Origin of the sequence: Thermus arciformis (genome assembly GCF_900102145.1) — a bacterium.
In the GTDB taxonomy this organism is placed as follows: Bacteria; Deinococcota; Deinococci; order Deinococcales; family Thermaceae; genus Thermus; species Thermus arciformis.
In genome coordinates this window covers 1-23,546 of the sequence record NZ_FNBC01000036.1, presented here as the reverse complement: position 1 = coordinate 23,546, position 23,546 = coordinate 1, and the positions used below count along the sequence as shown (strand labels likewise).

General features: G+C 65.9%; 22 protein-coding genes and 2 pseudogenes. 17 read left to right on the top strand and 7 right to left on the bottom strand.

The window, feature by feature from the left end:
* Positions 1-289, bottom strand: a pseudogene (locus BLP62_RS10875) (IS982 family transposase); the annotation flags it as partial.
* A 203-nt stretch (positions 290-492) separates the two neighbouring features.
* On the opposite strand from BLP62_RS10875, the gene clpB reads away from it, so the two are divergent.
* The 15 genes from clpB (at position 493) to BLP62_RS10800 (ending at position 12,344) form a co-directional block, all read left to right on the top strand.
* Positions 493-3,057, top strand: coding sequence for an ATP-dependent chaperone ClpB (clpB, locus tag BLP62_RS10870; RefSeq protein ID WP_093008377.1), 2,565 nt, complete (start codon positions 493-495; stop codon positions 3,055-3,057).
* A 12-nt stretch (positions 3,058-3,069) separates the two neighbouring features.
* Positions 3,070-3,459, top strand: a complete 390-nt coding sequence (locus tag BLP62_RS10865; RefSeq protein WP_093008376.1) for a ferritin-like domain-containing protein — start codon at positions 3,070-3,072, stop codon at positions 3,457-3,459.
* Positions 3,456-4,640, top strand: coding sequence for a VLRF1 family aeRF1-type release factor (locus tag BLP62_RS10860; RefSeq protein WP_093008375.1), 1,185 nt, complete (start codon positions 3,456-3,458; stop codon positions 4,638-4,640). Before BLP62_RS10865 ends, BLP62_RS10860 begins: the two co-directional genes overlap by 4 nt.
* Positions 4,641-4,654: 14 nt before the next feature.
* Positions 4,655-5,068: an Hsp20/alpha crystallin family protein gene (locus tag BLP62_RS10855; RefSeq protein WP_093008378.1), complete on the top strand. Its 414-nt coding sequence runs from the start codon at positions 4,655-4,657 to the stop codon at positions 5,066-5,068.
* Between the two features lie 12 nt (positions 5,069-5,080).
* The gene (locus BLP62_RS10850; RefSeq protein WP_093008374.1) at positions 5,081-5,767 is read left to right on the top strand and encodes a metallophosphoesterase family protein; all 687 of its coding nucleotides are present in this window, start codon (positions 5,081-5,083) and stop codon (positions 5,765-5,767) included.
* 63 nt (positions 5,768-5,830) lie between these two features.
* Complete coding sequence (gene trxA / locus BLP62_RS10845; protein ID WP_093008373.1) at positions 5,831-6,253, top strand: thioredoxin; 423 nt, start codon at positions 5,831-5,833, stop codon at positions 6,251-6,253.
* Between the two features lie 3 nt (positions 6,254-6,256).
* Positions 6,257-6,670, top strand: coding sequence for an Hsp20/alpha crystallin family protein (locus BLP62_RS10840; RefSeq protein WP_093008372.1), 414 nt, complete (start codon positions 6,257-6,259; stop codon positions 6,668-6,670).
* Between the two features lie 67 nt (positions 6,671-6,737).
* The gene (locus tag BLP62_RS10835; protein ID WP_093008371.1) at positions 6,738-7,184 is read left to right on the top strand and encodes a DUF1931 family protein; all 447 of its coding nucleotides are present in this window, start codon (positions 6,738-6,740) and stop codon (positions 7,182-7,184) included.
* Positions 7,147-7,608 carry a phosphate-starvation-inducible PsiE family protein gene (locus BLP62_RS10830; RefSeq protein WP_093008370.1) on the top strand — a complete coding sequence of 154 codons (462 nt, stop codon included), beginning with the start codon at positions 7,147-7,149 and terminating at the stop codon, positions 7,606-7,608. Before BLP62_RS10835 ends, BLP62_RS10830 begins: the two co-directional genes overlap by 38 nt.
* Positions 7,605-8,078 (top strand): cation:proton antiporter regulatory subunit, encoded by a 474-nt coding sequence (locus BLP62_RS10825; RefSeq protein ID WP_093008369.1) that lies wholly within the window; start codon positions 7,605-7,607, stop codon positions 8,076-8,078. Before BLP62_RS10830 ends, BLP62_RS10825 begins: the two co-directional genes overlap by 4 nt.
* Positions 8,078-9,223, top strand: a complete 1,146-nt coding sequence (locus BLP62_RS10820) for a cation:proton antiporter (protein ID WP_093008368.1) — start codon at positions 8,078-8,080, stop codon at positions 9,221-9,223. Before BLP62_RS10825 ends, BLP62_RS10820 begins: the two co-directional genes overlap by 1 nt.
* A gap of 37 nt (positions 9,224-9,260) precedes the next feature.
* Positions 9,261-10,088: an SDH family Clp fold serine proteinase gene (locus BLP62_RS10815; RefSeq protein ID WP_093008367.1), complete on the top strand. Its 828-nt coding sequence runs from the start codon at positions 9,261-9,263 to the stop codon at positions 10,086-10,088.
* Positions 10,089-10,721 carry a rhomboid family intramembrane serine protease gene (locus BLP62_RS10810; protein ID WP_093008366.1) on the top strand — a complete coding sequence of 211 codons (633 nt, stop codon included), beginning with the start codon at positions 10,089-10,091 and terminating at the stop codon, positions 10,719-10,721. It abuts the gene before it with no gap.
* 10 nt (positions 10,722-10,731) lie between these two features.
* Positions 10,732-11,184, top strand: a complete 453-nt coding sequence (locus tag BLP62_RS10805; RefSeq protein WP_093008365.1) for a CBS domain-containing protein — start codon at positions 10,732-10,734, stop codon at positions 11,182-11,184.
* Entirely contained in the window at positions 11,184-12,344 is a 1,161-nt protein-coding gene (locus BLP62_RS10800) for a cation:proton antiporter (RefSeq protein WP_093008364.1), read from the top strand. Before BLP62_RS10805 ends, BLP62_RS10800 begins: the two co-directional genes overlap by 1 nt.
* Here the strand turns inward: BLP62_RS10800 and BLP62_RS10795 are convergent.
* Positions 12,334-13,941 (bottom strand): transglycosylase SLT domain-containing protein, encoded by a 1,608-nt coding sequence (locus BLP62_RS10795; RefSeq protein ID WP_093008363.1) that lies wholly within the window; start codon positions 13,939-13,941, stop codon positions 12,334-12,336. The two genes, BLP62_RS10800 and BLP62_RS10795, sit on opposite strands and share 11 nt — an antisense overlap.
* A 108-nt stretch (positions 13,942-14,049) precedes the next feature.
* Between BLP62_RS10795 and BLP62_RS10790 the strand changes: the two genes are divergently transcribed.
* Positions 14,050-16,149 (top strand): replicative DNA helicase, encoded by a 2,100-nt coding sequence (locus BLP62_RS10790; protein WP_093008362.1) that lies wholly within the window; start codon positions 14,050-14,052, stop codon positions 16,147-16,149.
* Here the strand turns inward: BLP62_RS10790 and BLP62_RS10785 are convergent.
* From BLP62_RS10785 to BLP62_RS10770, 4 genes are all read right to left on the bottom strand, one after another.
* A complete protein-coding gene (locus tag BLP62_RS10785) occupies positions 16,146-16,697 on the bottom strand; it encodes a protoglobin domain-containing protein (protein WP_093008361.1) in 552 nt (183 codons plus the stop codon). The two genes, BLP62_RS10790 and BLP62_RS10785, sit on opposite strands and share 4 nt — an antisense overlap.
* Positions 16,698-16,785: 88 nt before the next feature.
* Entirely contained in the window at positions 16,786-20,175 is a 3,390-nt protein-coding gene (locus BLP62_RS10780) for a molybdopterin-dependent oxidoreductase (protein WP_093008360.1), read from the bottom strand.
* Complete coding sequence (gene nrfD, locus BLP62_RS10775; RefSeq protein ID WP_093008359.1) at positions 20,175-21,410, bottom strand: NrfD/PsrC family molybdoenzyme membrane anchor subunit; 1,236 nt, start codon at positions 21,408-21,410, stop codon at positions 20,175-20,177. The genes BLP62_RS10780 and nrfD overlap by 1 nt, the downstream gene beginning before the upstream one ends.
* Positions 21,411-21,422: 12 nt before the next feature.
* Positions 21,423-22,298: a 4Fe-4S dicluster domain-containing protein gene (locus tag BLP62_RS10770; protein ID WP_093008358.1), complete on the bottom strand. Its 876-nt coding sequence runs from the start codon at positions 22,296-22,298 to the stop codon at positions 21,423-21,425.
* Positions 22,299-22,441: 143 nt separating this feature from the next.
* Between BLP62_RS10770 and BLP62_RS10765 the strand changes: the two genes are divergently transcribed.
* Complete coding sequence (locus tag BLP62_RS10765) at positions 22,442-23,281, top strand: PhnD/SsuA/transferrin family substrate-binding protein (RefSeq protein WP_176758204.1); 840 nt, start codon at positions 22,442-22,444, stop codon at positions 23,279-23,281.
* Here the strand turns inward: BLP62_RS10765 and BLP62_RS10760 are convergent.
* Positions 23,211-23,546 (bottom strand): annotated as a pseudogene (locus BLP62_RS10760) (IS1634 family transposase); the annotation flags it as partial. The gene BLP62_RS10765 and the pseudogene BLP62_RS10760 overlap by 71 nt on opposite strands.

Genomic DNA, 23,546 nt, shown 5'->3' with positions numbered 1-23,546 from the left:
GGAGGTGCTTCCAGACCTGGGCCAGGAGGTGGAGGAGGGGGAGAAGGAGGGGGTAGAGGGCGTGGAGCCTGCGGTTGAAGCGGCTTGGGGAGGGGACGTGGGTGAAGAGGCCGAGGTCTTTGGCGAGGGCCAGGGCCTTGTTGTGCTTGCCGCCGAACTCTAGGGCGGCAAGGAGGGCGAGGGTGAGGATGGCGGAGGCGGGCGTTTTGGCTTGGGGGTCATCCTTGTAGCCCATGGCTTGCAGGGCGTCGTCTATAATGCAAAAGGCCGCTATGAGACGGGAAAGCATAGCGGCCACTATTTTTTCAGATCCAGGGGATAGGTAGCAACTTGGGTTAGGACATTCTTCCCCCAGCGTTCCCCTTACAATCCGGGTAAAGGCGCGTTTTCCTTCCCCCTCGTGCGTGTGCGGCCAGGTTCTCGGAGTTTATGCTCAATAGCATTGACAATCCTAATATCAGGTGATATGCTAATGCTTAGGAGGAAGTAAGGATGAACCTGGAACGCTGGACCCAAGCCGCGCGGGAAGCCCTGGCCCAGGCGCAGGTCCTGGCGCAAAGGATGAAGCACCAGGCCATAGACCTGCCCCACCTCTGGGCCGTCCTCCTGAAGGACGAGGGGGGCCTCGCCGGGCGGCTCTTGGAGAAGGCGGGGGCCGACCCCAAGGCCCTTAGGGAGCTCCAGGAGCGGGAGCTTTCCCGCCTGCCCCGGGTGGAGGGGGCCGAGGTGGGCCAGTACCTCACCCCTAGGCTCTCCGGAGCCCTGAACCGGGCCGAGGCCCTCATGGAGGAGCTCAAGGACCGGTTCGTGGCGGTGGACACCCTGGTCCTGGCCCTGGGGGAGGCCACCCCGGGGCTTCCAGGCCTGGAGGCTTTGAAGAAAGCCCTTTGGGAACTAAGAGGAGGGAAGAACGTGCAAACGGAACACGCGGAAAGCACCTACAACGCCTTGGAGCAGTACGGCATTGACCTCACCAAGCTCGCCGCCGAGGGGAAGCTGGACCCGGTGATCGGCCGGGACGAGGAGATCCGCCGCACCATCCAGATCCTTCTTCGGCGCACCAAGAACAACCCGGTGCTCATCGGCGAGCCCGGCGTGGGAAAGACGGCCATCGTGGAGGGGCTGGCCCAGCGCATCGTCAAGGGGGACGTGCCCGAGGGCCTCAAGGGCAAGCGGATCATTTCCTTGCAGATGGGCTCCCTCCTCGCCGGGGCCAAGTACCGGGGCGAGTTTGAGGAGCGCCTGAAGGCGGTGATCCAGGAGGTGGTCCAGTCCCAAGGGGAGATCATCCTCTTTATAGATGAGCTCCACACCGTGGTGGGGGCGGGCAAGGCCGAGGGCGCCGTGGACGCGGGCAACATGCTGAAGCCCGCCCTGGCCCGGGGGGAGCTCAGGCTCATCGGGGCCACCACCCTGGACGAGTACCGGGAGATTGAGAAAGACCCCGCCCTGGAGCGCCGCTTCCAGCCCGTGTACGTGGAAGAGCCCAGCGTGGAGGACACCATCTCCATCCTCCGGGGCATCAAGGAGAAGTACGAGGTGCACCACGGGGTGCGCATCTCCGACCCGGCCATCGTGGCGGCGGCCGTCCTCTCCCACCGCTACATCCCGGAAAGGCGCCTCCCCGACAAGGCCATTGACCTCGTTGACGAGGCGGCGGCCCGCCTGCGCATGGCCCTGGAAAGCGCCCCGGAGGAGATTGACACCCTAGAGCGCAAGAAGCTCCAGCTGGAGATTGAGCGGGAGGCCCTGAAGAAGGAGAAGGACCCGGACTCCCAGGAGCGCCTCAAGGCCATTGAGGAGGAGCTCGCCAAGCTCACGGAAGAGATCGCCAAGCTCCGGGCGGAGTGGGAGAAGGAAAGGGAGGTCCTGAAGAAGCTCCGCGAGGCCCAGCACCGCCTGGACGAGGTGAGGCGGGAGATTGAGCTCGCCGAGCGGCAGTACGACCTGAACCGGGCCGCAGAGCTCCGCTACGGGGAGCTCCCCCGCCTCGAGGCCGAGGTGGAGGCCCTTTCGGAAAAGCTCCGGGGCGCCCGCTTCGTCCGCCTCGAGGTCACGGAGGAGGACATCGCCGAGGTGGTCTCCCGCTGGACCGGGATCCCCGTGGCCAAGCTTTTGGAAGGGGAAAGGGAGAAACTCTTGAGGCTTGAGGACGAGCTCCACAAGCGGGTGGTGGGGCAGGAGGAGGCCATAAGGGCCGTGGCCGACGCCATCCGCCGGGCCCGGGCCGGCCTAAAGGACCCGAACCGCCCCATCGGGAGCTTCCTCTTTCTCGGGCCCACGGGGGTGGGCAAGACGGAGCTCGCCAAGACCCTGGCCGCCACCCTCTTTGACACCGAGGAGGCCATGGTACGCATTGACATGACGGAGTACATGGAGAAGCACGCCGTCTCCCGCCTCATCGGGGCCCCGCCCGGCTACGTGGGCTACGAGGAGGGGGGCCAGCTCACCGAGGCGGTGCGGCGGCGCCCCTACACCGTCATCCTCTTTGACGAGATTGAGAAGGCCCACCCTGACGTCTTCAACATCCTCCTGCAGATCCTGGACGACGGCCGCCTCACCGACAGCCACGGCCGCACCGTGGACTTCCGCAACACCGTCATCATCCTCACCTCCAACCTGGGAAGCCCCTTGATCCTCGAGGGCATCCAGAAGGGCTGGCCCTACGAGAGGATCCGGGACGAGGTCTTTAGGGTCTTGCAGCAGCACTTCCGCCCCGAGTTCCTGAACCGCCTGGACGAGATCGTGGTCTTCCGGCCCCTCACCAAGGAGCAGATCCGCGAGATCGTGGAGATCCAGCTCTCCTCCCTCCGGGCGCGCCTCGCCGAGAAGCGCATCGCCTTGGAGCTCACCGAGGCCGCCAAGGACTTCCTGGCCGAGAGGGGCTACGACCCCGTCTTCGGGGCGAGGCCCCTAAAGCGGGTCATCCAGCGGGAGCTGGAGACGCCTTTGGCCAAGAAGATCCTGGCGGGGGAGGTCAAGGAAGGGGACCGGGTGGTGGTGGACGCGGGTCCCACGGGCCTCACCTTCCGCGTGGCCGAGCGCATAGAGGCCTAGAGAGGAGGGGGTATGGACGTGGTGGAGGTGCTCAAGAAGGCCTACCAGGACGAGCTCCTGGACGCCCTCAGGGCGGAAAGGGCGGCGGAGGGGGTCCCCTACCCCCACGTCAAGGCCCTCCTCCTGGAGGTGGCGAGGAGGGAGCGGGCCCACGCCGAGGCCATCGCCGAGGCCCTCCGCCGCCGCAAGGCTCCCCTCCCCTCCACCCCAAAGCCCGAGGAGGAGGGCTGGGAGGCCCTTCTCCGCCTCCTCTCCGAGGAGGGGCTGGACCGGGCCTACTACCTGGAGAGCACCTTCCCCGACCCCGAACTGGAGGCCCTCTTCACCCGGCTCGGCCAGGAGGAAAGGCTTAACCAGGAGGCGGTGCGCAAGGCGGTAATGCTGATAGGAGGTGGTCTATGATCGGGAAAGAGGAGATCCGTCGTATCCGCGAGTCCATCGGCGCCAAGGAGGGGCCCGTCCTCTCCCTCTACCTGGACGTAAACCCCGCCAAGCCGGAAAACGCCGGAAAGGCCTACGCCCTAAGGGCCAAGGACGCCATGAAGGCCCTGGGGGTCCCGGGGGACCTCTCGGAAAGGGTCCTTGAGGTCTTGAAAAACCAGGTCCTCGAGGCCAGGACCGCCGTCTTCTTCGCCGGGGAAGGCCTCTTTGAGGTCCTCCTTCTCCAGGTGGAGCTTCCCCTGGTGCACAGCGTCAAGACCGCCTTCCTGGACGAAAAGGCGGGGCGCTACCTGGTGGACGGCGTCCTCGCCCACTGGGGCGAGCCCTTCCTCCTCCCCTTGGTCTACGCCCTGGACGAGTACGAGCGCTACGGCGTGGTCTACGTGGACCGGGAGAGGTGGCGGGTCTTTGAGGTCTTCCTCGGGGAGATCGCCGAGGTCCACGACGCCTTCCTGGCCCTGGACACCGAGGCCTGGCGCCGCCTCTCCCTGGACGCCCCCGGGCGCCGCTTCAACCTGGGGGGCATCGCTCGGGGCGGGGCGGGCCAAGACCTCTTCGCCAAGCGCCTCGAGGCCTGGGAAGAGCGCTTCTACAAGGCCCTGGCCCACGACCTGGAAAGGCTATGGACGGAAAGGGGCTTCACCCGGCTCGTCCTCATGGGCCCGGAGGAGCACACCAAGCTCTTCCTGGGCCACCTGCCCAAGCGGCTGAGGGAGCGGGTAGCGGCGGAGCTCCCCTCCCTCCCCAACCCGGGGGCGAGTCCCGGCGAGGTGCTGAAGCGCCTGGAGCCGGTCTTGGAGGAAGTGGAGCGCCGGGAGGAAGTGAGGCTTCTGGAAAGACTGGAGGAAGCCTACCCCAAGGCGGTCTTCGGCCCGGAGACCCTGGCCCGCCTCCAGGAAGGGCGGGTGGAGCTCTGGGTCCTTCCCTGGAGCCTGGAAGGTAGCGTCTACGCCTGCGAGGGCCTCTACTTCGCCGACGAGGCCCAGGCCCTTGGCCTTTGCGAGCGCCCCGAGCTCAAACCCCTGGCGGTGGTGGCGCCGGAGCTCGCCTCGGGCTACGCCGCCAAGCTGGAGTTCGTGCGGGGCGAAGCCGAAAGAAGGCTTCTAGAGCGGGGCGGAATGGCCGCGCTCTTGAGGTGGTGAAGGAGGTGGTGAAGGTGATCCGTTTTGACCCCTTTAAGGAGCTGGAGGAGCTTCAGGAGAGGCTGGCGCGGACCTTGGGCGCCCCCCAGCAGGGCCCAAGGGTCTACGCGCCCCCGGTGGACATCCTGGAGGACGAGGAGGGGCTTCACCTTTTGATCTACCTCCCGGGGGTGGAGCCCGAGAAGGTGGAGGTGGTGGCGGAGGAAGGGGTGCTTTCCGTGAAGGCGGAAAGGCCCTTTGAGAAGCGGGAAGGCGTGGCCTACCACCGCCTGGAAGGGCCTTACGGCACCTTCGCCCGGAGCTTCAACGTGCCCAGCACCTACGACCTCTCCAAGGTGGAGGCCCGTTTCCGCCACGGGGTCTTGCACCTCAAGGTGCCCAAGGCCGAGGCCACCAAGCCTAAGAAGATCCAGGTGCAGGTGGAGTAAGGAGGTGAGGCGATGCGGCGCACGGTGAGGTACATCCTCGCCACCTCCAACCCCATGGGGGACCTGGAGGCGCTGGAGAAGTTCGTCAAGCTGGCCCCCGAGACCGGGGCGGACGCCATCGCCCTCGTGGGCAACCTCATGCCCAAGACGGCGAAAAGCCGGGACTACGCCGCCTTCTTCCGGGTGCTCTCCGAGGCCCACCTGCCCACCGCTTACATCCCCGGGCCCCTGGACGCCCCCATCTGGGAGTACCTGCGGGAGGCGGCCAACATTGAGCTCGTCCGCCCGGAGATGCGCAACGTCCACGAAACCTTCACCTTCTGGAAAGGGCCCTACCTGGTGGCGGGGGTGGGCGGGGAGATCGCCGACGAGGGCGAGCCCGAGGAGAAGGAGGCCCTCCGCTACCCCGCCTGGGTCGCGGAGTACCACCTGAAGGCCCTCTGGGAGCTCAAGGACTACCCCAAGATCTTCCTCTTCCACACCATGCCCTACCACAAGGGCCTGGGGGAGGGAGGCTCCCACGAGGTGGCCCACCTGATCAAAACCCACAACCCCCTCCTGGTCCTCGTGGCCGGTAAGGGCCAGAAGCACGAGATGCTGGGGGCGAGCTGGGTGGTGGTCCCGGGCGACCTCTCCGAGGGCGAGTACAGCCTCCTGGACCTCAGGGCGAGGAAGCTGGAGACGGGGAACGTCCGCTGAGGAGGGCCCCACCCCGGGGCTTCCCGGGGTGGGGTACCTCAGAGGACATCTGGGGATAGCCCCATGGTCGTGACCTGCCCTAAATGCGGGGCCAAAAACCGCTTGGGCACCCCTCCGCCCGGGCAGGTGCCGGTGTGCGGGGCCTGCAAAGCCCCCTTGCCTTGGGTGGTGGCAACGGGCGAAAAGGGCTTCGCCCAGGAGGTGGCGGGGGCCCCTTTGACCCTGGTGGACTTCTTCGCCCCCTGGTGCGGCCCCTGCCGCTTGGTGAGCCCCATCTTGGAGGAGCTCGCCCGGGAGCACGCCGGCAGGCTCAAGGTGGTGAAGGTGGACGTGGACCAAAACCCGGGGCTTGCCGCCCGGTACGGGGTGCGGAGCGTGCCCACCCTGGTCCTCTTCCGCCGGGGTGCACCCGTGGCCACCTGGGTGGGCGCGAGCCCCAAGCGGGTTCTGGAGGAAAGGCTCAGGCCCTACCTAGAAGGGAGGTGAACCATGCTGGAGAAGCTTTGGCCCTTTGGCCGCTCTCGCTTCCGCAAGGCGATGGAGGAAGCTCTAGAAAAGGCCTTCCAGGAAACGGGGGAGGTACTGGAGCCTCTCTCCGAGCTCCAGGAGCACGAGGACCACTACCTCCTCCGGGTGGAGGTGCCTGGCCTGGGACCGGAAAACCTCGAGGTGCGCCTGGAAGGCGACCAGCTGGTCATAGAGGGGGAAAAACGGGAAGAAAAGCGCACCAAGCACCTCGCCGAGATCGTCTACGGCCGGATCTACCGGGCCTACCTCCTCCCCAAGGACGCCAAGAAGGAGGGGATTGAGGCGAAGCTCGCCAAGGGAGTGCTGGAGGTGCGGATCCCCCGGGAGAGGCGGCCCGAGGAGCCCCCTGTGCGAATACCCATTCAGGAAAGCTAAATACTCTCTGCTAAAAATGATTGACATTGAAAAGCACAACTGTTAATCTGTCCCCCGGAGGTGGCCCATGTTGATGAAGGTGGCCGAGTTTGAAAAGCTCTTCCGTCAGGCTGCGAGCCTGGACGTGGACAAGAACGACCTCAAGAGGATTTCCGACTTCCTGCGCAATAAGCTTTACGACCTCCTGGTCGTAGCCGAGCGGAACGCCCGGTACAACGGGCGCGACCTGATCTTTGAGCCCGACCTGCCCATCACCAAGGGACTCCAGGAGACCTTGCGGGAGTTTCGCCGCATGGACACCGTCCTGGAGCTCAAGCCCGTCCTAGATGCCTTAGCGGCCTTGCCCCCTCTGGACCTGGAGGTCACGGAAGACGTGCGGAACCTCCTTCCCGAGCTGGCTGGAGCTTTGGTGGTGGCCTACGCCCGGGTGCTCAAGGAGCTAGACCCCGCCCTGAAAAACCCCCGGACAGAACACCATGAGCGGGCGGAGCGGGTCTTCAACCTCCTCCTCTAGCGTGCTCCAGGATTTTTTGCTATCTATCTACAAAAGGGCCACCCAGTTGGTCTTTAACCTGGTGCTGGTGGCCCTCCTCATAGGGCTTTTCGTGGGGGTGGGGCGGACCTTCCTGGAGCTCGGCCTCACCCTCACGGAGCCCACGGTGCGCCTGGGGCTGAAAGAGCTCGTGACCAACGTCCTCTCCCTGGTCATCGTCTTGGAGCTCATCCGGGTCTTCGTGGAGTACTTTGAGTTTGAGCGGGTGCGGCTGGAGGTGCTCCTGGAGATAGGGGTCGCCCTGGCCCTGCGGGAGCTTCTCCTCCTCCTCTTTGCCGAAAAACTCTCCGGGCTTGACCTCTTCCTCTGGAGTCTGGGCCTCCTGGCCATGGTGGCCGGGCGCACCCTGGCCGTGCGCTTCCCGCCGGAAAGGAGAAGGGCATGAAGGTGGAGGAAGTGGTCCTCCCGGGCGTGGGGCGGAAGTACACCATCACGGTGCAAAGCGGGGACCGGATCGTCATCGTGGTCCACAACTCCGGCAAGCGGGAGCTTCAGTACTTTGAAGCGGGCGAGGAGGACGAGCCCACCGTGGCCCTGGACCTCACCGACGAGGAGGCCAGGGAGCTTGGGGCCATCCTGGCTGGGGTCCTCTTCCACCCCGAGGCCGTGGGGGACACCCAGAGCAAGCTTGGGGCCAAGGTCATTGAGTGGATCAAGGTTCTCCCGGGCTCGAGGCTCGCCGGGAAAAAGGTGGGGGACCTCCCCCTCCCCCCCGGGGCCCACCTCCTAGCCGTGGACCGGCCCGGGGCGCCCCTCCTTCCCCACCCCGGCCCCGAGGTGGTCCTGGAGGTGGGGGACACCCTGGTGGTGGCCGGAACCCGGGAGGCGGTGGAAGCCCTGAAGAGGAGCCTCTGATGCACCCCTCCCTGGAGGCCTTCGCCCTGGCCGCGGGGCTTTTGGCCCTGGGGGCGGCCCTGGTGCACCGCTATGGTTTTCCTCCCCTCCCCGTCTACCTCCTCACGGGGCTTCTCGTGGGGGAGAGGCTTCCCGTGGAGGACTTGGAACCCCTCCCCTCCTTGGGGCTTTTGCTCCTCCTCTTCTCCGTGGGGCTGGAGTTCGGCCCGGACCGGCTTCGGGAGCTTTCGGGGAAGGCCATCCGAGCGGGCTTTTTTGACGCCTTGGCCCTTCCCTTGGGCTTTCTCCTCGGGCTTTTCGCCGGGTTGGACCCAAAGGGGGCCCTCTTCCTCGCCGCGGTGATCTACGTAAGCTCCAGCGCCGTCATCGTCAAGCTCATCGTTGACCTGCGCCGCGCCGCCAACCCCGAAAGCGAGGTGGTCCTCGGGGTCTTGGTGCTGGAGGACTTGTTCATCGCCCTCCTCCTCGCCCTCCTGGGCGGCCAGGGGCCCACGGGCTTCCTCGGAGGGGTGGCCCTGGCCCTCGCCTACCTCCTCTTCGCCCGCTTCCTGGGTCCGAGGCTCGTCCGCTTCATGGAGGGGCTTTCCGACGAGCTTGTCCTCCTCCTGGGGGCCGCCTTCACCACGGGCACCGCCCTCCTCTTCCACGCCGTGGGGGCCTCGGAGGGGGTAGGGGCCTTCCTCTCCGGGGTCATCGCCGCGGGGCTTGGCCTCAGGGAGAGGCTTGAGCACCTCTTTGGCCCGGTGCGCGACCTGGGGGTAGCCCTCTTCTTCCTGGTGGTGGGGGCGGAGGCCCTGGGCCTCCTCCAGGGGCTCACCCCCTTGGCGGCGGGGCTTGTCCTCCTGGGCCTCCTCCTCAAGCTTCCCTTGAATCATCTGGGTGGAGCGAGGGCGGGGCTTGGCCGGAAGCGGCGGCTCTACAGCGCCCTTTACCTCGTGCCCCGGGGGGAGTTCAACCTGGTCTTAGGGGCCTTGGCCCTGCAGCGGGGCTACCCCCTGGTGGCCCAGGTGGCGGTCCTCTTGGTCCTGGTCTCCGTCCCCTTGGGGGCCCTCCTCATCCGCTTCGCCCCGGAGCTCGCCCGACTCCTCTACCAGGAGGCCCCCAGGAAGAGGCCCCGCCCGGGAGGCCCGCCCGCTTCCCCTTGAGGTCCATACCCCGTATACTCTTCCCTGGAGGTCCCGTATGGAAATCTTCTTCCAGCTCTTCTGGCTTTTTTTCATCCTATCGGCCCTGAGCCCGTACCTGCAGCAACAGATGCTCCTTGGGGCCCGGGCCCGGAAGATCGCCGAGCTGGAAAGGAAGCGGAAAAGCCGGGTGATCACCCTCATCCACCGCCAGGAGGCGCTGAGCTTCCTGGGGATCCCCATCTCCCGCTTCATCAACATTGACGACTCGGAACAGGTCCTGAGGGCCATCCGCCTCACGGACAAGGACGTGCCCATTGACCTCGTCCTCCACACCCCAGGAGGCCTGGTGCTGGCGGCGGAGCAGATCGCCGAGGCCCTCCTCCGCCACCCCGCCAAGGTGACGGTCTTCGTGCCCCACTACGCCATGTCCGGGGGCACCCTCATCGCCTTGGCCGCGGACGAGATCGTCATGGACGAAAACGCCGTCTTGGGCCCCGTGGACCCCCAGCTCGGCCAGTACCCGGCGGCGAGCATCGTCAAGGTCCTGGAGAAAAAGCCCATCTCCGAGATTGACGACCAGACCCTGATCCTCGCCGACGTGGCGGAGAAGGCCCTTAAGCAGGTGAAGGCCACGGTGAAAAACCTCCTTCTGAAGCACATGCCCGAGGAGAGGGCGGAAGAGGTGGCCCACCTCCTCTCCCAGGGCACCTGGACCCACGACTACCCCATAGACGTGGCCCAGGCCCGGGAGATGGGGCTTAAGGTCTCCACGGAAATGCCTCTAGAGGTCTACGAGCTCATGGAGCTCTACCCCCAGGCCCAAGGCCAAAGGCCAAGCGTCCAGTACGTCCCCCTTCCCTACCGCCAAGGAGGAGGGCGGTAGGTGTTCCCCCTCTACGACCTCAACCGCGCCCACAGACCCGCCTACGTGGTGCGGGGCCTGGTCTTGGCGAACGCCCTGGCCTTCTTCTGGGAGCTTCTCGCCGGGCCGGAAGAGGTGGTGCGGGCCCTGGGCTTCGTCCCCGCCCTGTTCTTCCAGGACCCCGTGGGGCAGGGCTACCGCCTCCTCACCAGCATGTTCCTCCACGGGGGGTGGTTTCACCTCCTCTCCAACATGTGGTTCCTCTGGGTCTTCGGGGACAACGTGGAAGACCGCATGGGCCACGGGCGCTTCCTCCTCTTCTACCTCCTCGGGGGCGTGGCCGCGGCCTTGGCCCAGGGGCTCTTCATGCCCTCCTCCTTTACGCCCATGATCGGGGCGAGCGGGGCAGTTTCCGCCGTCTTGGGGGGCTACTATGCCCTCTTCCCCCGGGCCTACGTGGTCTCGGTGGTCCTCTTCATCTTCCCCCTCTTTCTTACCTTCCCCGCCGCCGTCTACCTGGGCTACTGGGCCTTGCTCCAGCTCCTGCAGGGGCTCCTGGGGCTACCCGGCGTGGCCTGGTGGGCGCACCTCGGAGGGTTCCTCTTCGGAGCCCTCCTCGCCCCTCGCTTTGCCCGAAGGTGGCGGCGCTGGTAGACTCGGGGCCATGAAGGTCGCCGAGGTGATGACCCCAAACCCCGAAACCCTGGGCCCGGAAGCGACCCTCGAGGAGGCCGCCCGGCGCCTCCTGGAAACCCGTTACGGGGGGTTTCCCGTGGTGGACGAGGAAGGCCGCCTCCTGGGCCTCCTCCAGGTGGAGGAGCTCCTGCCGAGGCCGGAAAACGTGCCCTTCTCCGACGTGGAGGCCCTGCAGCTTTTCGGGGAGTGGGTGGACGAAGGGGTGCTGGCGGAGATCTACCGCCGCTACCAGCGCACCCCCGTGAAGGCGGTGATGCGAACGGAAGTCCCAAGGGTCCACCCGGAAGACCCCCTGGGGAAGGCCCTAGAGATCCTCCTCACCACGAAGGTCCGCCACCTCCCGGTGGTGGACGGGAAGGACCGGGTGGTGGGCATCCTCACCCGGAGCGACTTCTTGAAGCTCATCCTAGGGAGGAGTTGATGCACGGCGCGGAACACCTGTTGGAGATCTTCTATCTCCTTCTCGCGGCCCAGGTGATGGCTTTTATCTTCAAGCGCCTGAACCAGCCCGTGGTCATCGGGGAGGTGCTTTCGGGCATCCTGGTGGGGCCCGCCCTTTTGGGCCTGGTGCACGAGGGGGAGGTGCTGGAGTTTCTGGCGGAGCTTGGGGCCATCTTCCTCCTCTTCATGGTGGGCCTCGAGACCCGCCTCAGGGACATCCTGGCCGTGGGGAAGGAGGCCTTCTTGGTGGCGGTCTTGGGGGTGGCCTTCCCCTTCGTGGGGGGGTACTTCTACGGCCTAGAGATCGGCTTCCAGACCCTCCCCGCCCTCTTCCTGGGCACCGCCTTGGTGGCCACCAGCGTGGGCATCACCGCGCGGGTCCTCCAGGAGCTCGGGGTCCTTTCCCGCCCCTACGCCCGCATCATCCTGGGGGCGGCGGTGATTGACGACGTCCTGGGCCTCATCGTCCTCGCGGTGGTGAACGGCGTGGCCCAGACGGGCCAGGTGGAGGTGGGGGCCATCGCCCGGCTCATCCTCCTCTCCGTGGTCTTCGTGGGGCTTGCCGTCTTCCTCTCCACCCTCATCGCCCGCCTGCCCCTAGAGCGGCTTCCCGTGGGGAGCCCCTTGGGCTTCGCCCTCGCCTTGGGCGTGGGGATGGCGGCCCTGGCGGCCAGCATCGGCCTCGCCCCCATCGTGGGGGCCTTCTTGGGGGGAATGCTCCTTTCCGAGGTGCGGGAGAAGTACCGCCTCGAGGAGCCCGTCTTCGCCATAGAGAGCTTCCTCGCCCCCCTCTTCTTCGCCATGGTGGGGGTGAGGCTGGAGCTCGCCGCCTTGGCGAGCCCCGCGGTGCTCCTCGCGGGTGGCGTGGTGACGGTCATCGCCATCCTGGGGAAGGTCCTCGGGGGCTTCCTCGGGTCCCTCACCCAGGGGGTGCGGAGCGCCCTCACCGTGGGGGTGGGCATGGCCCCCCGGGGGGAGGTGGGCCTCATCGTGGCTGCTCTGGGCCTCTCCGCGGGGGCGGTGAACGAGGAGGAGTACGCCATCGTCCTCTTTATGGTGGTCTTCACCACCCTCTTCGCCCCCTTCGCCCTGAAGCCCCTCATCGCCTGGACGGAGAAGGGGCGCGCCGCTAAGGAATAGCCTTGTAGGCGGCGTAGGCGGAGAGCACCTTGGCGAGGTACTCCCGGGGCTCGTCCCGCTCCTGGAAGCGGAGGAAGGCGTAAAGATCCCCCTCCCGGGCGATGCCCCTCAGGGTGTAGCCGATGCCCCCGTTGTAGGCGGTGACGGCGCAGGCGAGCCGCTCCACCCCGGAAAAGGGGGCGCACCGCTCCAGGAGCCAGCGAAGGTAGCGGGCGGCGTAGCGGATGCTGGCCTCGGGGTCAAAGGGGTCGGCGGGAGGCTCCCCTAGCATCCTCGCCACGTCCGCCCAGGTGCCCCTGAGGAACTGGGCGAGGCCCAAGGCCCCCGTGGGGCTTCGGGCCAGGGGGTCAAAGCGGCTTTCCACGTGGAGGAGGGCGAAGAGGAGGTCGGGGTCCAGCCCCTCCCTCCCCGCGTAGGCCTCCACCCACGCCCGGTAGGCCCGCGGGTAGGCGAGGGCGCTGGGCCAGGCGGCCCGGATCCCCTCCCGATAGGCCCCCAGGCGGTAGAGGAGGGGGACGAGGGCGGGCCAGTTCTTTGGGCGCCGCCAGAGGGCGTAGCGCACCTCCCCCCTGGCCCAGGCCGCCTTGCCCGCCCGGGCCAGGGCCTCCACCAGGGAGGCCTCAGGGGGTAAGGAAGCCGGAGGGGCTAGGGCCGGGGGGGACGGGGTCTTCCCCACGAGGAGGCCCAGGCCCCCCTCGAGGCGGGCGTAGGCCTCCTGCCGCGCCTCTCCATGCCCGAGTTCGCCGGCGAGGAGGTAGGCGCGGAGGGCGGCGTCGTCGGCGTAAGGGCTTTCTCCCCGGGCGAGGCGGAGGTAGACCCCTAAGGCCTCCCCCTTCCGCCCCAGGCGCTCAAGGAGGGCCGTGGCCCGCCATAGCCCCTCCGGGGTGCTCGCCAGGTAGCGAAAAAGGGCCTCCTCCACCCGCCCCATCTCCTCCAGGAGGCGGCCTTGGGCCAGGCGGCTTTCCGGGTGGTCGTAGCGGGTGAAGGCCTGAAGGGCCTCCTCCCGCCGCCCAAGCCGCCAGAGGGCGTAGCCCAGGCCCAGAAACCCCCTCGGGTCCTCCTCGGCCCAGGCCCGGTAGTGGGGGAGGGCCTCCCCGTAGCGGCCCAGGCGGTAGAGGGCCTGGGCGCGGAGGTCGGGCCTTGTCCCCTCGGGGAGGGCCTTGAGGAGGGGCTCATACGCCCGGCCCCGGAAGAGGGCTTCCCAAAGCCCTTCCCCCTCCCCCAGGCGAAGGAGGGCCAGCACGGCCTCCTCTTTAGGAAGAAGCCTCGCCCAGGCGGAAAAGGCCCTCCCGTCCCCCGCCCTTTCCAGGAGAGGCGCCGCCACCCGCCAGGCCGCCTCCGCCTCCCAGCCCGGCTCAAAGGCCCGTACTTCTTCCAGGAAGAGGGCATAGCGCCAGGCGTACTCCGCCCGTTCGGCGAGGGGGAGGTCTTCCTCGCCCACCAGGAGCCAGCCCGCGAGGAGGCCCGCGTACCCCTCGGCCCTAAGGGCCACCTGGCGGAGGGCTTCTTTCCCGCCCCTTTCCAGGGCGGCGTAGGGCTCGGGCAGGCCCTGGGCCCGGCAGGCGGTGAGGAGGAAGAGGAGAAGGAGCCAGCGCACGCCTTAGAGCTTATGTTCCCCGCCTGAGAGGCGGGCAAGAGCCAATCCTTCCCTTAAGGAAAGGACTCTGGCGGGAAAGGGGGGGTCAGGCTTAGCCTGGTAGGGCTTATGGAAGGCCGTATTCCCCCCCATAGCCTCGAGGCCGAGCAAAGCGTCCTCGGGTCCATTCTCCTGGATTCCGACGTGATGGACGAGCTGGAAGGCCTCCTCCCCTCCCCCGAGGCCTTCTACCTGGAGGCCCACCGCAAGATCTACGCCGCCATGCAGGGCTTGCGGGCTGGGGGGAAGCCCGTGGACCTGGTGACCCTGGCCGAGGAGCTTTCCCGGCGGGGGGAGCTTGAAGGGGTGGGCGGGGTGAGCTACCTGGTGCAGCTCTCCGAGGCCACCCCCACCGCCGCCTACGCCGAGCACTACGCCCGCATCGTGGCGGAAAAGTGGACCCTGCGCCGGCTCATCCAGGCCGCCGGGGAGGCCATGCGCCTGGCCTACGAGGAGGCGGGAAGCCTGGACGAGATCCTGGACCAGGCGGGGAAGCGGATCCTCGAGGTGGCCCTCACCCAGACCGAGACCGAGGCCCGGGCCATGCGGGAGCTGGTGCACGAGACCTTTGAGCACATTGAGGCCCTCTTCCAGAACAAGGGGGAGGTGGCCGGGGTGCGCACGGGTTTCAAGGAGCTGGACGAGCTCATCGGCACCCTCGCCCCCGGGTCCTTGAACATCATCGCCGCCCGCCCCGCCATGGGGAAGACCGCCTTCGCCCTCACCATCGCCCAGCACGCCGCCCTCAAAGAGGGGGTGGGGGTGGGGATCTACTCCCTGGAGATGCCCGCGGCCCAGCTGACCCTGCGCCTGATGTGCTCCGAGGCCCGCATTGACATGAACCGGGTCCGCCTCGGCCAGCTTTCCGACCGGGACTTCTCCCGTCTCGTGGACGTGGCGGGCCGGCTCTCCGAGGCCCCCATCTTCATTGACGACACCCCCGACCTCACCCTCATGGAGCTCCGCGCCCGGGCCCGGAGGCTCAGGAGCCAGCACAACGTGGGCCTAATCATCATAGACTACCTCCAGCTCATGTCGGGGCCCGGGGGCGGCCGGAACGGGGAGAACCGCCAGCAGGAGATCGCCGCCATCTCCCGGGGGCTTAAGGCCTTGGCCCGGGAGCTGGACCTCCCGGTGATCGCCCTAAGCCAGCTCTCCCGGGCCGTGGAAGCGAGGCCCAACAAGCGGCCCATGCTCTCGGACTTAAGGGAGTCGGGCTGCCTCACCGGGGATACGTTGGTGCAGTTGGCGGACGGCTCGCGGCGCTACCTCCGGGACTTGGTGGGAAAGAGCGGCTTTGAGGTGCTTGCGCTGAACGAGGCTACCCAGAAACTGGAGCGGGCTCGCGTGAGCCGGGCCTTCTCCACCGGGGTGAAGCCTGTGTATCGCCTCACCACCCGGCTAGGCCGGAGCATCCGCGCCACGGCCAACCACAAGTTCCTCACCCCCCAGGGGTGGAAGCGGCTGGACGAGCTCCGCTTAGGCGATTACCTGGCCCTACCACGGCAACTCCCCCCATCCCCTTGGACGAAGCAAACCTTGAAGGACGAAGCGTTGGCCCTGCTGGGCCACCTGATCGGGGACGGTTGCACCTTGCCGAGGCATAGCCTGCAATACACCACCCGGGAGCCAGACCTAGCCCAAACCGTGGCCGATCTGGCCCAAGCGGTGTTTGGTGAGGCGGTTTCTCCGAGGATCAAGGTTGAGCGGGCTTGGTTCGAGGTCTACTTGACCTCGGCACGCCGACCGGGTTGGGGTAACCGCAACCCGGTGGCCGCTTGGTTGGAAGAGCTAGGCGTATGGGGGTTGCGGGCCCAACGGATGGCCCGGGCCCTGGAGTCCGAGGCCCTGGAACGCCTAGCCGATAGCGATGTTTACTGGGATACCGTGGTCTCCATAGAGGCGGACGGCGTGGAGGAGGTTTTTGATCTGACGGTTCCCGGGCTTCACAATTTCATCGCCAACAACATCATCGTGCACAACTCCATTGAGCAGGACGCCGACCTGGTGATGTTCATCTACCGGGACGAGTACTACAACCCCCACTCGGAAAAGGCGGGCATCGCCGAGATCATCGTGGGCAAGCAGAGGAACGGCCCCACAGGGACCGTGGAGCTCCAGTTCCACGCCCAGCACGTGCGCTTCAACGACCTGGCCAAAGAGCCCTAGGCCCGGGAGAGGAGGGCGCTGGCCCCTTCCTTAAGGGCCCGGACGAGTTCCCTATGCCCCAGGGAAAGGCCTAAGGAGAGGGCCTCGAGGTAGCTCTCCTCAATCAGGGCCACCTCCACGGCCACGATCTTCTCAAAGGCCTCCACGGCGCTGTAGACCTCGTGCCCCCTCAGGGCCATGCGCATGTGCTCCAAGGAGAGCTCCTGGACGAGGCCCATGGCGGGGATCATGGCCCGGGGGCCGATGCCGAGCCGGGCGTGCACCAGGCCGATGCGCCGCCTCCGCTCGGCGTAGGCCCGGTCGTAGACCCCCGAGAAGAGCTCGCCGTACCAGCGGGCGAAGGTCCGGTAAAGCCTCTCCACCCGCCCCGGCTCGGCGTGGAGGATGGCGCCAAGCTCCGGGTCCCGCCCTAGGTAGTCGTAGAAGGCCAGGGCCACCTCGTGGGCGATGGGGACCATGATCTCGCCGAGCTCCCCAAGGAGGGCGGCGTGGGCCTCGGTGAAGCCCGTACGGCGCTTGAGGAGTTCCAGAAGCCCCCCGGGGTCCACGGGACAAATGTACCTGTCCCGGACCCTTCCCGTCTAGGGCAAAGGCTCCAGGGGGTGGCGCCCCCTGAAGCCTCTGCCCCCTCGGTCGCTAGACCTTCGGGGTCAAGCCCAGCCGGCTTGCCACCTCTTGCCTCAAAACCTCCGGATCCAGCTCCCCTCGGGCGGCCTTAAGGGCCTTTTCCCGGATCTCCTCGGCCTGGACGCCCGCCGGTCCCTCGAGGGCCACCCTCCGCACCCCTTCCCCATAAGTCCGAGCCTCCTCGGGGGTGGGGCGCACCAAGCGCACCTTGGAATCGTAAAAGACGACGCTTCCCCCGGTGATGTCGGTCAGCCCCACGTCCTTAAGGACCGGGTCCACCCGCATGGCGGCGTTGGCGTGGATGCCTGTAGCCCGCCTGGGGTCGGCCTTCACCACCTGGCCGTTGATCTCCATGTCGCTTGCGCCGTAAGCCCAGTGGCCAAACCCCAAGGCGAAGGCCAGATGTCCGGGCCGGATGCCTTCCATAACCTTCACCTTGCCCACCATGGGCTTCTTGCCCAGGGGCCCAAGGTCCCAAACCCCCGCCTCGTTGCTGGCAGAAACCACCTTGACCAGCTCCCCATCCTTGAGGCCCAGCCGCCTGGCGTCCTCAGGGTTGATGGCGATGTGGTTCTCGGGGGTGATGTTGAGAAGCCAGTAGTTGGAAATGGTCCGGCTCTTGGTCATGGTGATCCAGCGGTGGGTGATCAGGGTGAGCTCAAAACCCTCTTCCTCGTCCTGGATGGGCCGGCCCAAGGCGTCCGTGTAGGGGGTGAAGAAGCGGGGCAAAGGCCAGTAGGGCTTGCCGGTCATGCTGTTTTTGCTCTTGGCGTGTTTCTCCAAGTACAGGTTGATCTGCCGGCCGTAGGCGTTGGCCACCGTACCATCGGGCTTGATGGCCTTCTCAAAGGCCTGGAAACGCCCCCCACGATTCAAGACATAGACCGCCCGGCGGAAAAGGCCCTCATCCCCGATGGCCGCCTTCCACCTCTCCAGGTCAAACACGGAAGGGGGCAGGTGGCGGCGGGCCTGCTTGAAGATTTCCAGTTCCCTGTCGTCGGCCTCGGGCACCGCATCCGAACCGTCCGCCTTCTCACCAAACGCCAGGTTGGCCACCATCTTCAGGTAGAAGTCCTCGGGCCTGCGGAAGGGCATCCCGTTGGCAAAGCCCTTCTCTCCAAATCCCGGCACCCCCAAGTACTCCGCCAGGGCCAGCAGGAAGGCCTCCGTGGACAGGGGCATCTTTTCCCCAAAGACCTCCACCTCCTCGGGTATGGGGGCCATGGCGGGCTGCCGTACGGTCTGCACCTTCCAAATCACGTTGGGATGGCTTCCATGGAACTCCCAGCGCTCCAGGTAGGAGAGATCGGGAATGATGTAGTCGGCGTAGAGGTAGGTATCCCCCACCACGATGTCAAAGGCCACGATGAGGGGGATCTTTTCGGGATCCAGCATGGCCTGGATCTGGGTGTGGCCGGCGGGAAGGGCGTAGGCGGGGGAGCCCATGTAGTGGAAGAGGATCTTCACCGGGTACGGGTACCCTTGGGCAGCAGAGGGCAGGATCTCCTGGTAGACGTCAGAGCTGTGGGGGAACCAGGGCCGCTTGGCGGGATAGCCCTCAAAGAGGGTCGTCTTCTCGTAGTCCACCTCGTGGCGGATGATGCTGATGCCGAAGGGCTCCAGCTTCTTGGGGTGGAGCTTGTCCAGGTAGAAGGGCCCTTCTGCCTTTTTGCCCACGAGGTCGTAGGTGCTGGCCCGGACGTACCCGCCATGATGGTCGTAGTTGCCGACCAGGGCGTTAAGAACGTTCCAGGCAAAGGCGTTGTAGAAGCCGTTGGTGTGCTGGCTGGCTCCCCGGTGGATATCCACCACCGCCCGCTTGCCGTGGCTGGTGAACTCGTGGGCCAGCCAGACGATGTCCTCGGGTTCAACCCCCGCAAGCTCCGCCCACTCCTCGAGGCTCCGGCTGAAGGCCTCCTCCCGAATCAGCTGGAGAGCGCTCTTCACCCGGATGCCGTTAAGGGTGGTGTCCACAAAAAGGTCCCCGAAAACCGGCTTATCCTCGCTCTGCGGGTCCACCGGGGTGGGTTTGCCCTGCACCAAGACAACGGGGTGATCAAAGACCACCTCCTTGCCGTCCATGACCCGAACCTCGGGAGCCATCCCCAGGTGGCTCATGCGCAGAAGCTTAGCGGGGAAGCCCTTCTCGTCAATCTCCACCAGCCAGGTGGCGGTGGTCCAGCTGGGCTCGCCGATGGCCTTGGCCGCGCCCTTGTTGGCGGCAGATAGGAAGCGGGCGTCAAACCGCCCCTTCGCAAACATCCACCGCATCATGCCGAAGGCCACGGCAGCGTCGTAGCCCGACTTGGTGGGGATCCACTTGGTGGCATGGGCCACGCCCTTTTGGGCTCGAGGGTCCAGGACCACATACCTCAGCTTCCCACTGGCCGCTCCCTGGGTCACCTCCTTCACCCGCAAAGGCGGGCCGTAGTTGCCCTCAAAGATGTTGGCCCCCACGAAGATGACGAACTCCGCCCCTGTCAGATCCGCTTGCCAGTAGAACTTCTCCCCCCCGGTCCAGGTGTACTCCCCCTTCTTCTCATCGTAGGCCAGCTGGTAGCTCATGGCCTTGCCCGTGAAGTAGAGGGAGCCCTGGCACACAGTGGTGTGCCCGTGGAAGTTAACGGTGCCCAGGCCGTTCTGGAAGAACCACTTGAAGAACTCGCTCCGCCCGGCCTTTAGGCGGCCATAGGCGAAGACCACCTGGTTGTTCTTGGGTCCCAGGTCGGGGTGATCGGGGTCAATGAGCGCGTCCAAGTAGTCCTTGAATTCCTCCTTAAAGCGCTCCACCAGAGCCTTTTTCTTGGCTGGATCCTTCTCGTGCCAAATTTCGTCCACCCGGGCCTTCATGGCCTTCATCACCTGGGGGTCCTTCAGGGCCCAGACCTCCTTCAGACCCGGGTAGACCCGTTCGTCCCCGATCTCGGCAAAGAGCTTCCCTCCCTCGGCGATCTCCCTCACCGCCTGTTCAAAAGGAATCTCCTTCCACTTGCCACTTCCCCTGGGGCCTGCCCGCTTGAGAACTTTACGTATGCGGTAGGGATCGTAGACCGTCTGCAAACCAGACTGCCCCTTGGGGCAGATGCCCCCATCCACCTTGGCCGCCTTCTCTAGCGAGGTGTCCAAGGGAAGGTGCGGGTAGAGGGTCCAAGGAGAATAAGGGCTCCCGTCAATCTTCGCCACCACCCCCTCGTAGATCTTCACCTTGATGGGGCAACCGGTGTTGCACTGGAGGCAAACCGAATAGATCTGGTTTTCGGGGTCGTTCAGGGGATAAAAGCCAGGAGTCCTTTGAGCCGCGGCCTCGGCTTTGGAAAGGAGTTCTGTGGCCTTTTCCCCCAAAAGTACCCCGCTTCCGGAAAGGACGCCCAGCTTGATCAGCTCCCGCCGGGAAAGCATCACGCCACCTCCTTTAGAAGCTTGCCCTCAATCACGGGCAGAATGCGTACCAAAACGTAGGTCACGGTAAAGCCCAGCGCCACCGAAAAGACCACCACGCTCCACTCAAACCAGGTGGGAAGGTAGGCAAAGACAAGGCGATGGTCGCGATAAGCGTTCATCAGGCCCTCCAGCTTGGGGTGGACCAGGCTGGGAATGACCAAGTTGAGGCGGATGGCCAGGAAGGTGATGGCCACCAAAAAGCTGGCAAGACCTATGGCCTTTACCCGGCCACGTAAACCCCAGGCCAACAGGAGCCCGATGGGAACCACCACCCCGATCAGGATGTGGAACACCCAATACACGTACCAGAAGCGGCCGAACAGGGTGCTCCACAGCGCCTTGAACTCGGGACCCACCCCGTACCACATGGGAATGGAGTATTCCGCCCACTCCAAGAGGAGGTCAAAAAGGATAAGCCCCAGCACGATCCGGCCCAGGAAAAGGCTAAGCTCCCTCCACTCCTCGTCCTTTCTGGGCCAGAAGAACACGTAGACTGCGGTTATCAGCGCCCCGCCCGAGAGGAGGGCTCCCGTAAGGAAGAGGATGGGGTAGATGGGGCTATGCCACAGATCCTGGGCCACCACCGTACCGAAGAGGGCACCCACACCCCCGTGGAAGGCGATGGCCAAGGGTACGCCAATGGTCCCCAAAACCTTGATGATGCCCTCGTCCCGATGAATCTCCTCCTGGGTAAAGGGGGTCTTCCGCCCTTTGACGAGCAAGCGCGCCAGAAATCCGGTGATGCCGCCCCTATCCACATACCGGGGCAGGTGGCGCCTCAGGGCGTAGTAGAGCTCCGCAAGGAGGAGCAACCCATAAGCGGTGTAGAGCCAGACCATCCAGGCCATCATGGAGCGGAAGTTGGGCCTCAGGTAGACGTAGTAGAACCGCTCCATGTGCCCGAGGTCAAACCAGATGGTGACCAGAGCCATCAGCAGGCTGGCCAAGGCCACCACTAGGGCCAAGGGGGCGATGGGCTCTAGCTTGCGCACCCCAAAGACATAGACCAAGGCGGAAAGCAAAAAGGCCCCTGCCGAAAGGCCAATGAAGTAGATGTACGCGGCCACCCACAGGCCCCAGGGCACGTAACTGCCGTATCCCGCCAGCTGGTGGCCGGTGGCGAAGCGCAAGAAGAAACCCCCAAGGCCTATGGCCGCTAAAACTCCGTAGAGGATCCAGCCCCAAACGCGCATCCTTGCCCTCCTTTACACCAGGTAGTAGACCCTGGGTTCCGTCCCCAGCTCCTCCTTAAGCCGCATAACGTTGGGCTGATGGATGAGCTGGAAGACCAGACTTTCCGGATCGGAAGCGTCCCCGAAGAAGGTGGCCCGGCCGATGCAGGTGGTCACGCACTGGGGCAAAAGCCCATGCTCAATGCGGTGCAGGCAGAAGCTGCACTTGCGGGCGTTACCCACGGGGCTATTGGGGATCACCCCTTCCTTACGCACGTGGACTTCGCCCCACTCAAAGGTGGGGAGTTCCTCGTAGGGCATCTGCCCCTGGCCTGGGGTGTTCTGCGTCCAGTTTTCCCCGAAGTCAAAGGTGCGGGCCTGGTAGGGGCAGGAAACTAGGCAGTAGCGGCAGCCGATGCACGCGTCATAGTCAATCTCCACGATGCCGTCTTCCCGCTTCCACGTGGCCCCTACGGGACAGACGGGGACGCAAGGAGGGTTGTCGCACTGCATGCAAGGCCGGGGCAGGAACTTCCACGTCACCTGCGGGTAGACCCCCACCTGCTCCTCCACCACAGGACGGTAGACCACCCCAGGGGGGAGCTTGTTCTCCACGGCGCAGGAGATGGTGCAGGCGTGGCAGCCCACGCACTTGCGGGTGTCAATCACCATGACCCACTTGGGCGTGGTGCCCTTGTTCAGGGCCCGCTCCAGATCCCGTTGCATGCGCAAAAGAACGTCCTCGTATTCCAGCTCGGGCAGGATGGGCCCATCGGGGGGCCTTGGGGGGAGCTCCACCTTCGCCGGTTCGGCCCCAGCCTTCACCGGCTGACCCCCTAGCACCATGCCGGCGAAGACGGTGGAGGCCACCTTCTCCAGAAAGGCCCTGCGGCTTTCCACCTCGCTCATACCCACCTCCACGGCCAGGTTAGGAAAACCGAATGCGGTCTTCATCGGCGTTTCTCCGACAACCCGCCCGGACGGGTGTCCTCGGGAAAACACCTACAAACCTTGGGACCTTTGTCCCGGATGGGCCTGGTCATACTAAAGGCATGGCCCGAATCTGGCCCCTGGTGCTCCTTCTTCTGGGCTGCGCCCGGATCCCAGACGCCGGGCCCTTGGCTCCCCTCCCCCCCATCCGCCTCGAGGCGGAAGCCCCTCTCCGCATCGCCGTGGCGGGCATCCTTTCCCCCAAAAGGAGCTACCCCTACCGGACCCTGGCCCAAACCCTCTGGCCCCAGGCCACGGTAGTGGGGCGGAGGGGGTACGGGGAAGTGCTGGACCTTTTGCGCAAGGGCCAGGTGGACATGGCCTTTCTATGCACCTTCGCCGCGGCCAAAGCGGTGGCGGAGGGTTACGGGGAGGTCATCGCCAAGTCTATTCCCGCAAGCTGGACCCGGTACCGCAGCGTGGTCATCGTGCCGGCCACCTCAGACCGACAAAGCCTGGAGGATCTGGCGGGAGCCACCATGGCCTTTGTGGACCCCTTATCCAACACGGGCTACATCCGCCCCATCCGGGAGCTCAAGAAGAGGGGGATCTTCCTGGGCAAGACCCTCTTCACCTATGCCCACGACCGGGCGGTGGAGGCGGTGATCCGGGGCCTGGTGGAGGCCGCAGCGGTGGACGGGATGGTGCTGGACACCATGATACGAAAGGATGCTGGGCTCCAGGAAAAGATCCGGATCATCTGGGAAGGACCCGAGGACCCACCCCCGCCCGTGGTGGTGCGGAAGGGTATAGCCCCCGAGGTCAAGGAGGAGATCCTAAAACGCCTGGAAAAGGCTGGACAACTTCTGGAACCCACATTCCGCACCCCCTTTACTCCAGCAGGTAATATCGCCCGGCCCCCAGGAGGCGCACCGCGGTCTCGTGATGGGGCGCCAGGTTGAGAACCAGCCACTTGCCCCCCAGCTCCACCAGGCGGACCCACATGAACAGTTGAAACACCCAGCGCAAGGTGGGCTTGGCTGTGGGTCTCCCCTTCTGGTCCGGCAGGCTGGACCCCGTCTCCCAAAGCCTCCGCCTCAGCGCCCACTCCCCCAGGGCGTACACCAAAAGGGCCAGGGCCATCACCATCCCCAGGGCCATCACCCGCTCGGGCCGCTTCAAGAAGGTGCTCTCCGCAAAGAACAGGGGGTCCTTCAGAAACCGGAA

What these genes read in the sequence shown, in the direction of transcription:
- BLP62_RS10820 (WP_093008368.1), top strand. Translation starts at nt 8,078, where the DNA reads ATGCACCCCTCCCTGGAGGCCTTCGCCCTGGCCGCGGGGCTTTTGGCC.
- clpB (WP_093008377.1), top strand. Translation starts at nt 493, where the DNA reads ATGAACCTGGAACGCTGGACCCAAGCCGCGCGGGAAGCCCTGGCCCAG.
- BLP62_RS10850 (WP_093008374.1), top strand. Translation starts at nt 5,081, where the DNA reads ATGCGGCGCACGGTGAGGTACATCCTCGCCACCTCCAACCCCATGGGG.
- BLP62_RS10770 (WP_093008358.1), bottom strand. Translation starts at nt 22,298, where the DNA reads ATGAGCGAGGTGGAAAGCCGCAGGGCCTTTCTGGAGAAGGTGGCCTCC.
- BLP62_RS10830 (WP_093008370.1), top strand. Translation starts at nt 7,147, where the DNA reads ATGAGCGGGCGGAGCGGGTCTTCAACCTCCTCCTCTAGCGTGCTCCAG.
- BLP62_RS10815 (WP_093008367.1), top strand. Translation starts at nt 9,261, where the DNA reads ATGGAAATCTTCTTCCAGCTCTTCTGGCTTTTTTTCATCCTATCGGCC.
- BLP62_RS10805 (WP_093008365.1), top strand. Translation starts at nt 10,732, where the DNA reads ATGAAGGTCGCCGAGGTGATGACCCCAAACCCCGAAACCCTGGGCCCG.
- BLP62_RS10780 (WP_093008360.1), bottom strand. Translation starts at nt 20,175, where the DNA reads ATGCTTTCCCGGCGGGAGCTGATCAAGCTGGGCGTCCTTTCCGGAAGC.
- BLP62_RS10765 (WP_176758204.1), top strand. Translation starts at nt 22,442, where the DNA reads ATGGCCCGAATCTGGCCCCTGGTGCTCCTTCTTCTGGGCTGCGCCCGG.
- BLP62_RS10825 (WP_093008369.1), top strand. Translation starts at nt 7,605, where the DNA reads ATGAAGGTGGAGGAAGTGGTCCTCCCGGGCGTGGGGCGGAAGTACACC.
- BLP62_RS10800 (WP_093008364.1), top strand. Translation starts at nt 11,184, where the DNA reads ATGCACGGCGCGGAACACCTGTTGGAGATCTTCTATCTCCTTCTCGCG.
- trxA (WP_093008373.1), top strand. Translation starts at nt 5,831, where the DNA reads ATGGTCGTGACCTGCCCTAAATGCGGGGCCAAAAACCGCTTGGGCACC.
- BLP62_RS10840 (WP_093008372.1), top strand. Translation starts at nt 6,257, where the DNA reads ATGCTGGAGAAGCTTTGGCCCTTTGGCCGCTCTCGCTTCCGCAAGGCG.
- BLP62_RS10860 (WP_093008375.1), top strand. Translation starts at nt 3,456, where the DNA reads ATGATCGGGAAAGAGGAGATCCGTCGTATCCGCGAGTCCATCGGCGCC.
- BLP62_RS10790 (WP_093008362.1), top strand. Translation starts at nt 14,050, where the DNA reads ATGGAAGGCCGTATTCCCCCCCATAGCCTCGAGGCCGAGCAAAGCGTC.
- nrfD (WP_093008359.1), bottom strand. Translation starts at nt 21,410, where the DNA reads ATGCGCGTTTGGGGCTGGATCCTCTACGGAGTTTTAGCGGCCATAGGC.
- BLP62_RS10865 (WP_093008376.1), top strand. Translation starts at nt 3,070, where the DNA reads ATGGACGTGGTGGAGGTGCTCAAGAAGGCCTACCAGGACGAGCTCCTG.
- BLP62_RS10835 (WP_093008371.1), top strand. Translation starts at nt 6,738, where the DNA reads ATGTTGATGAAGGTGGCCGAGTTTGAAAAGCTCTTCCGTCAGGCTGCG.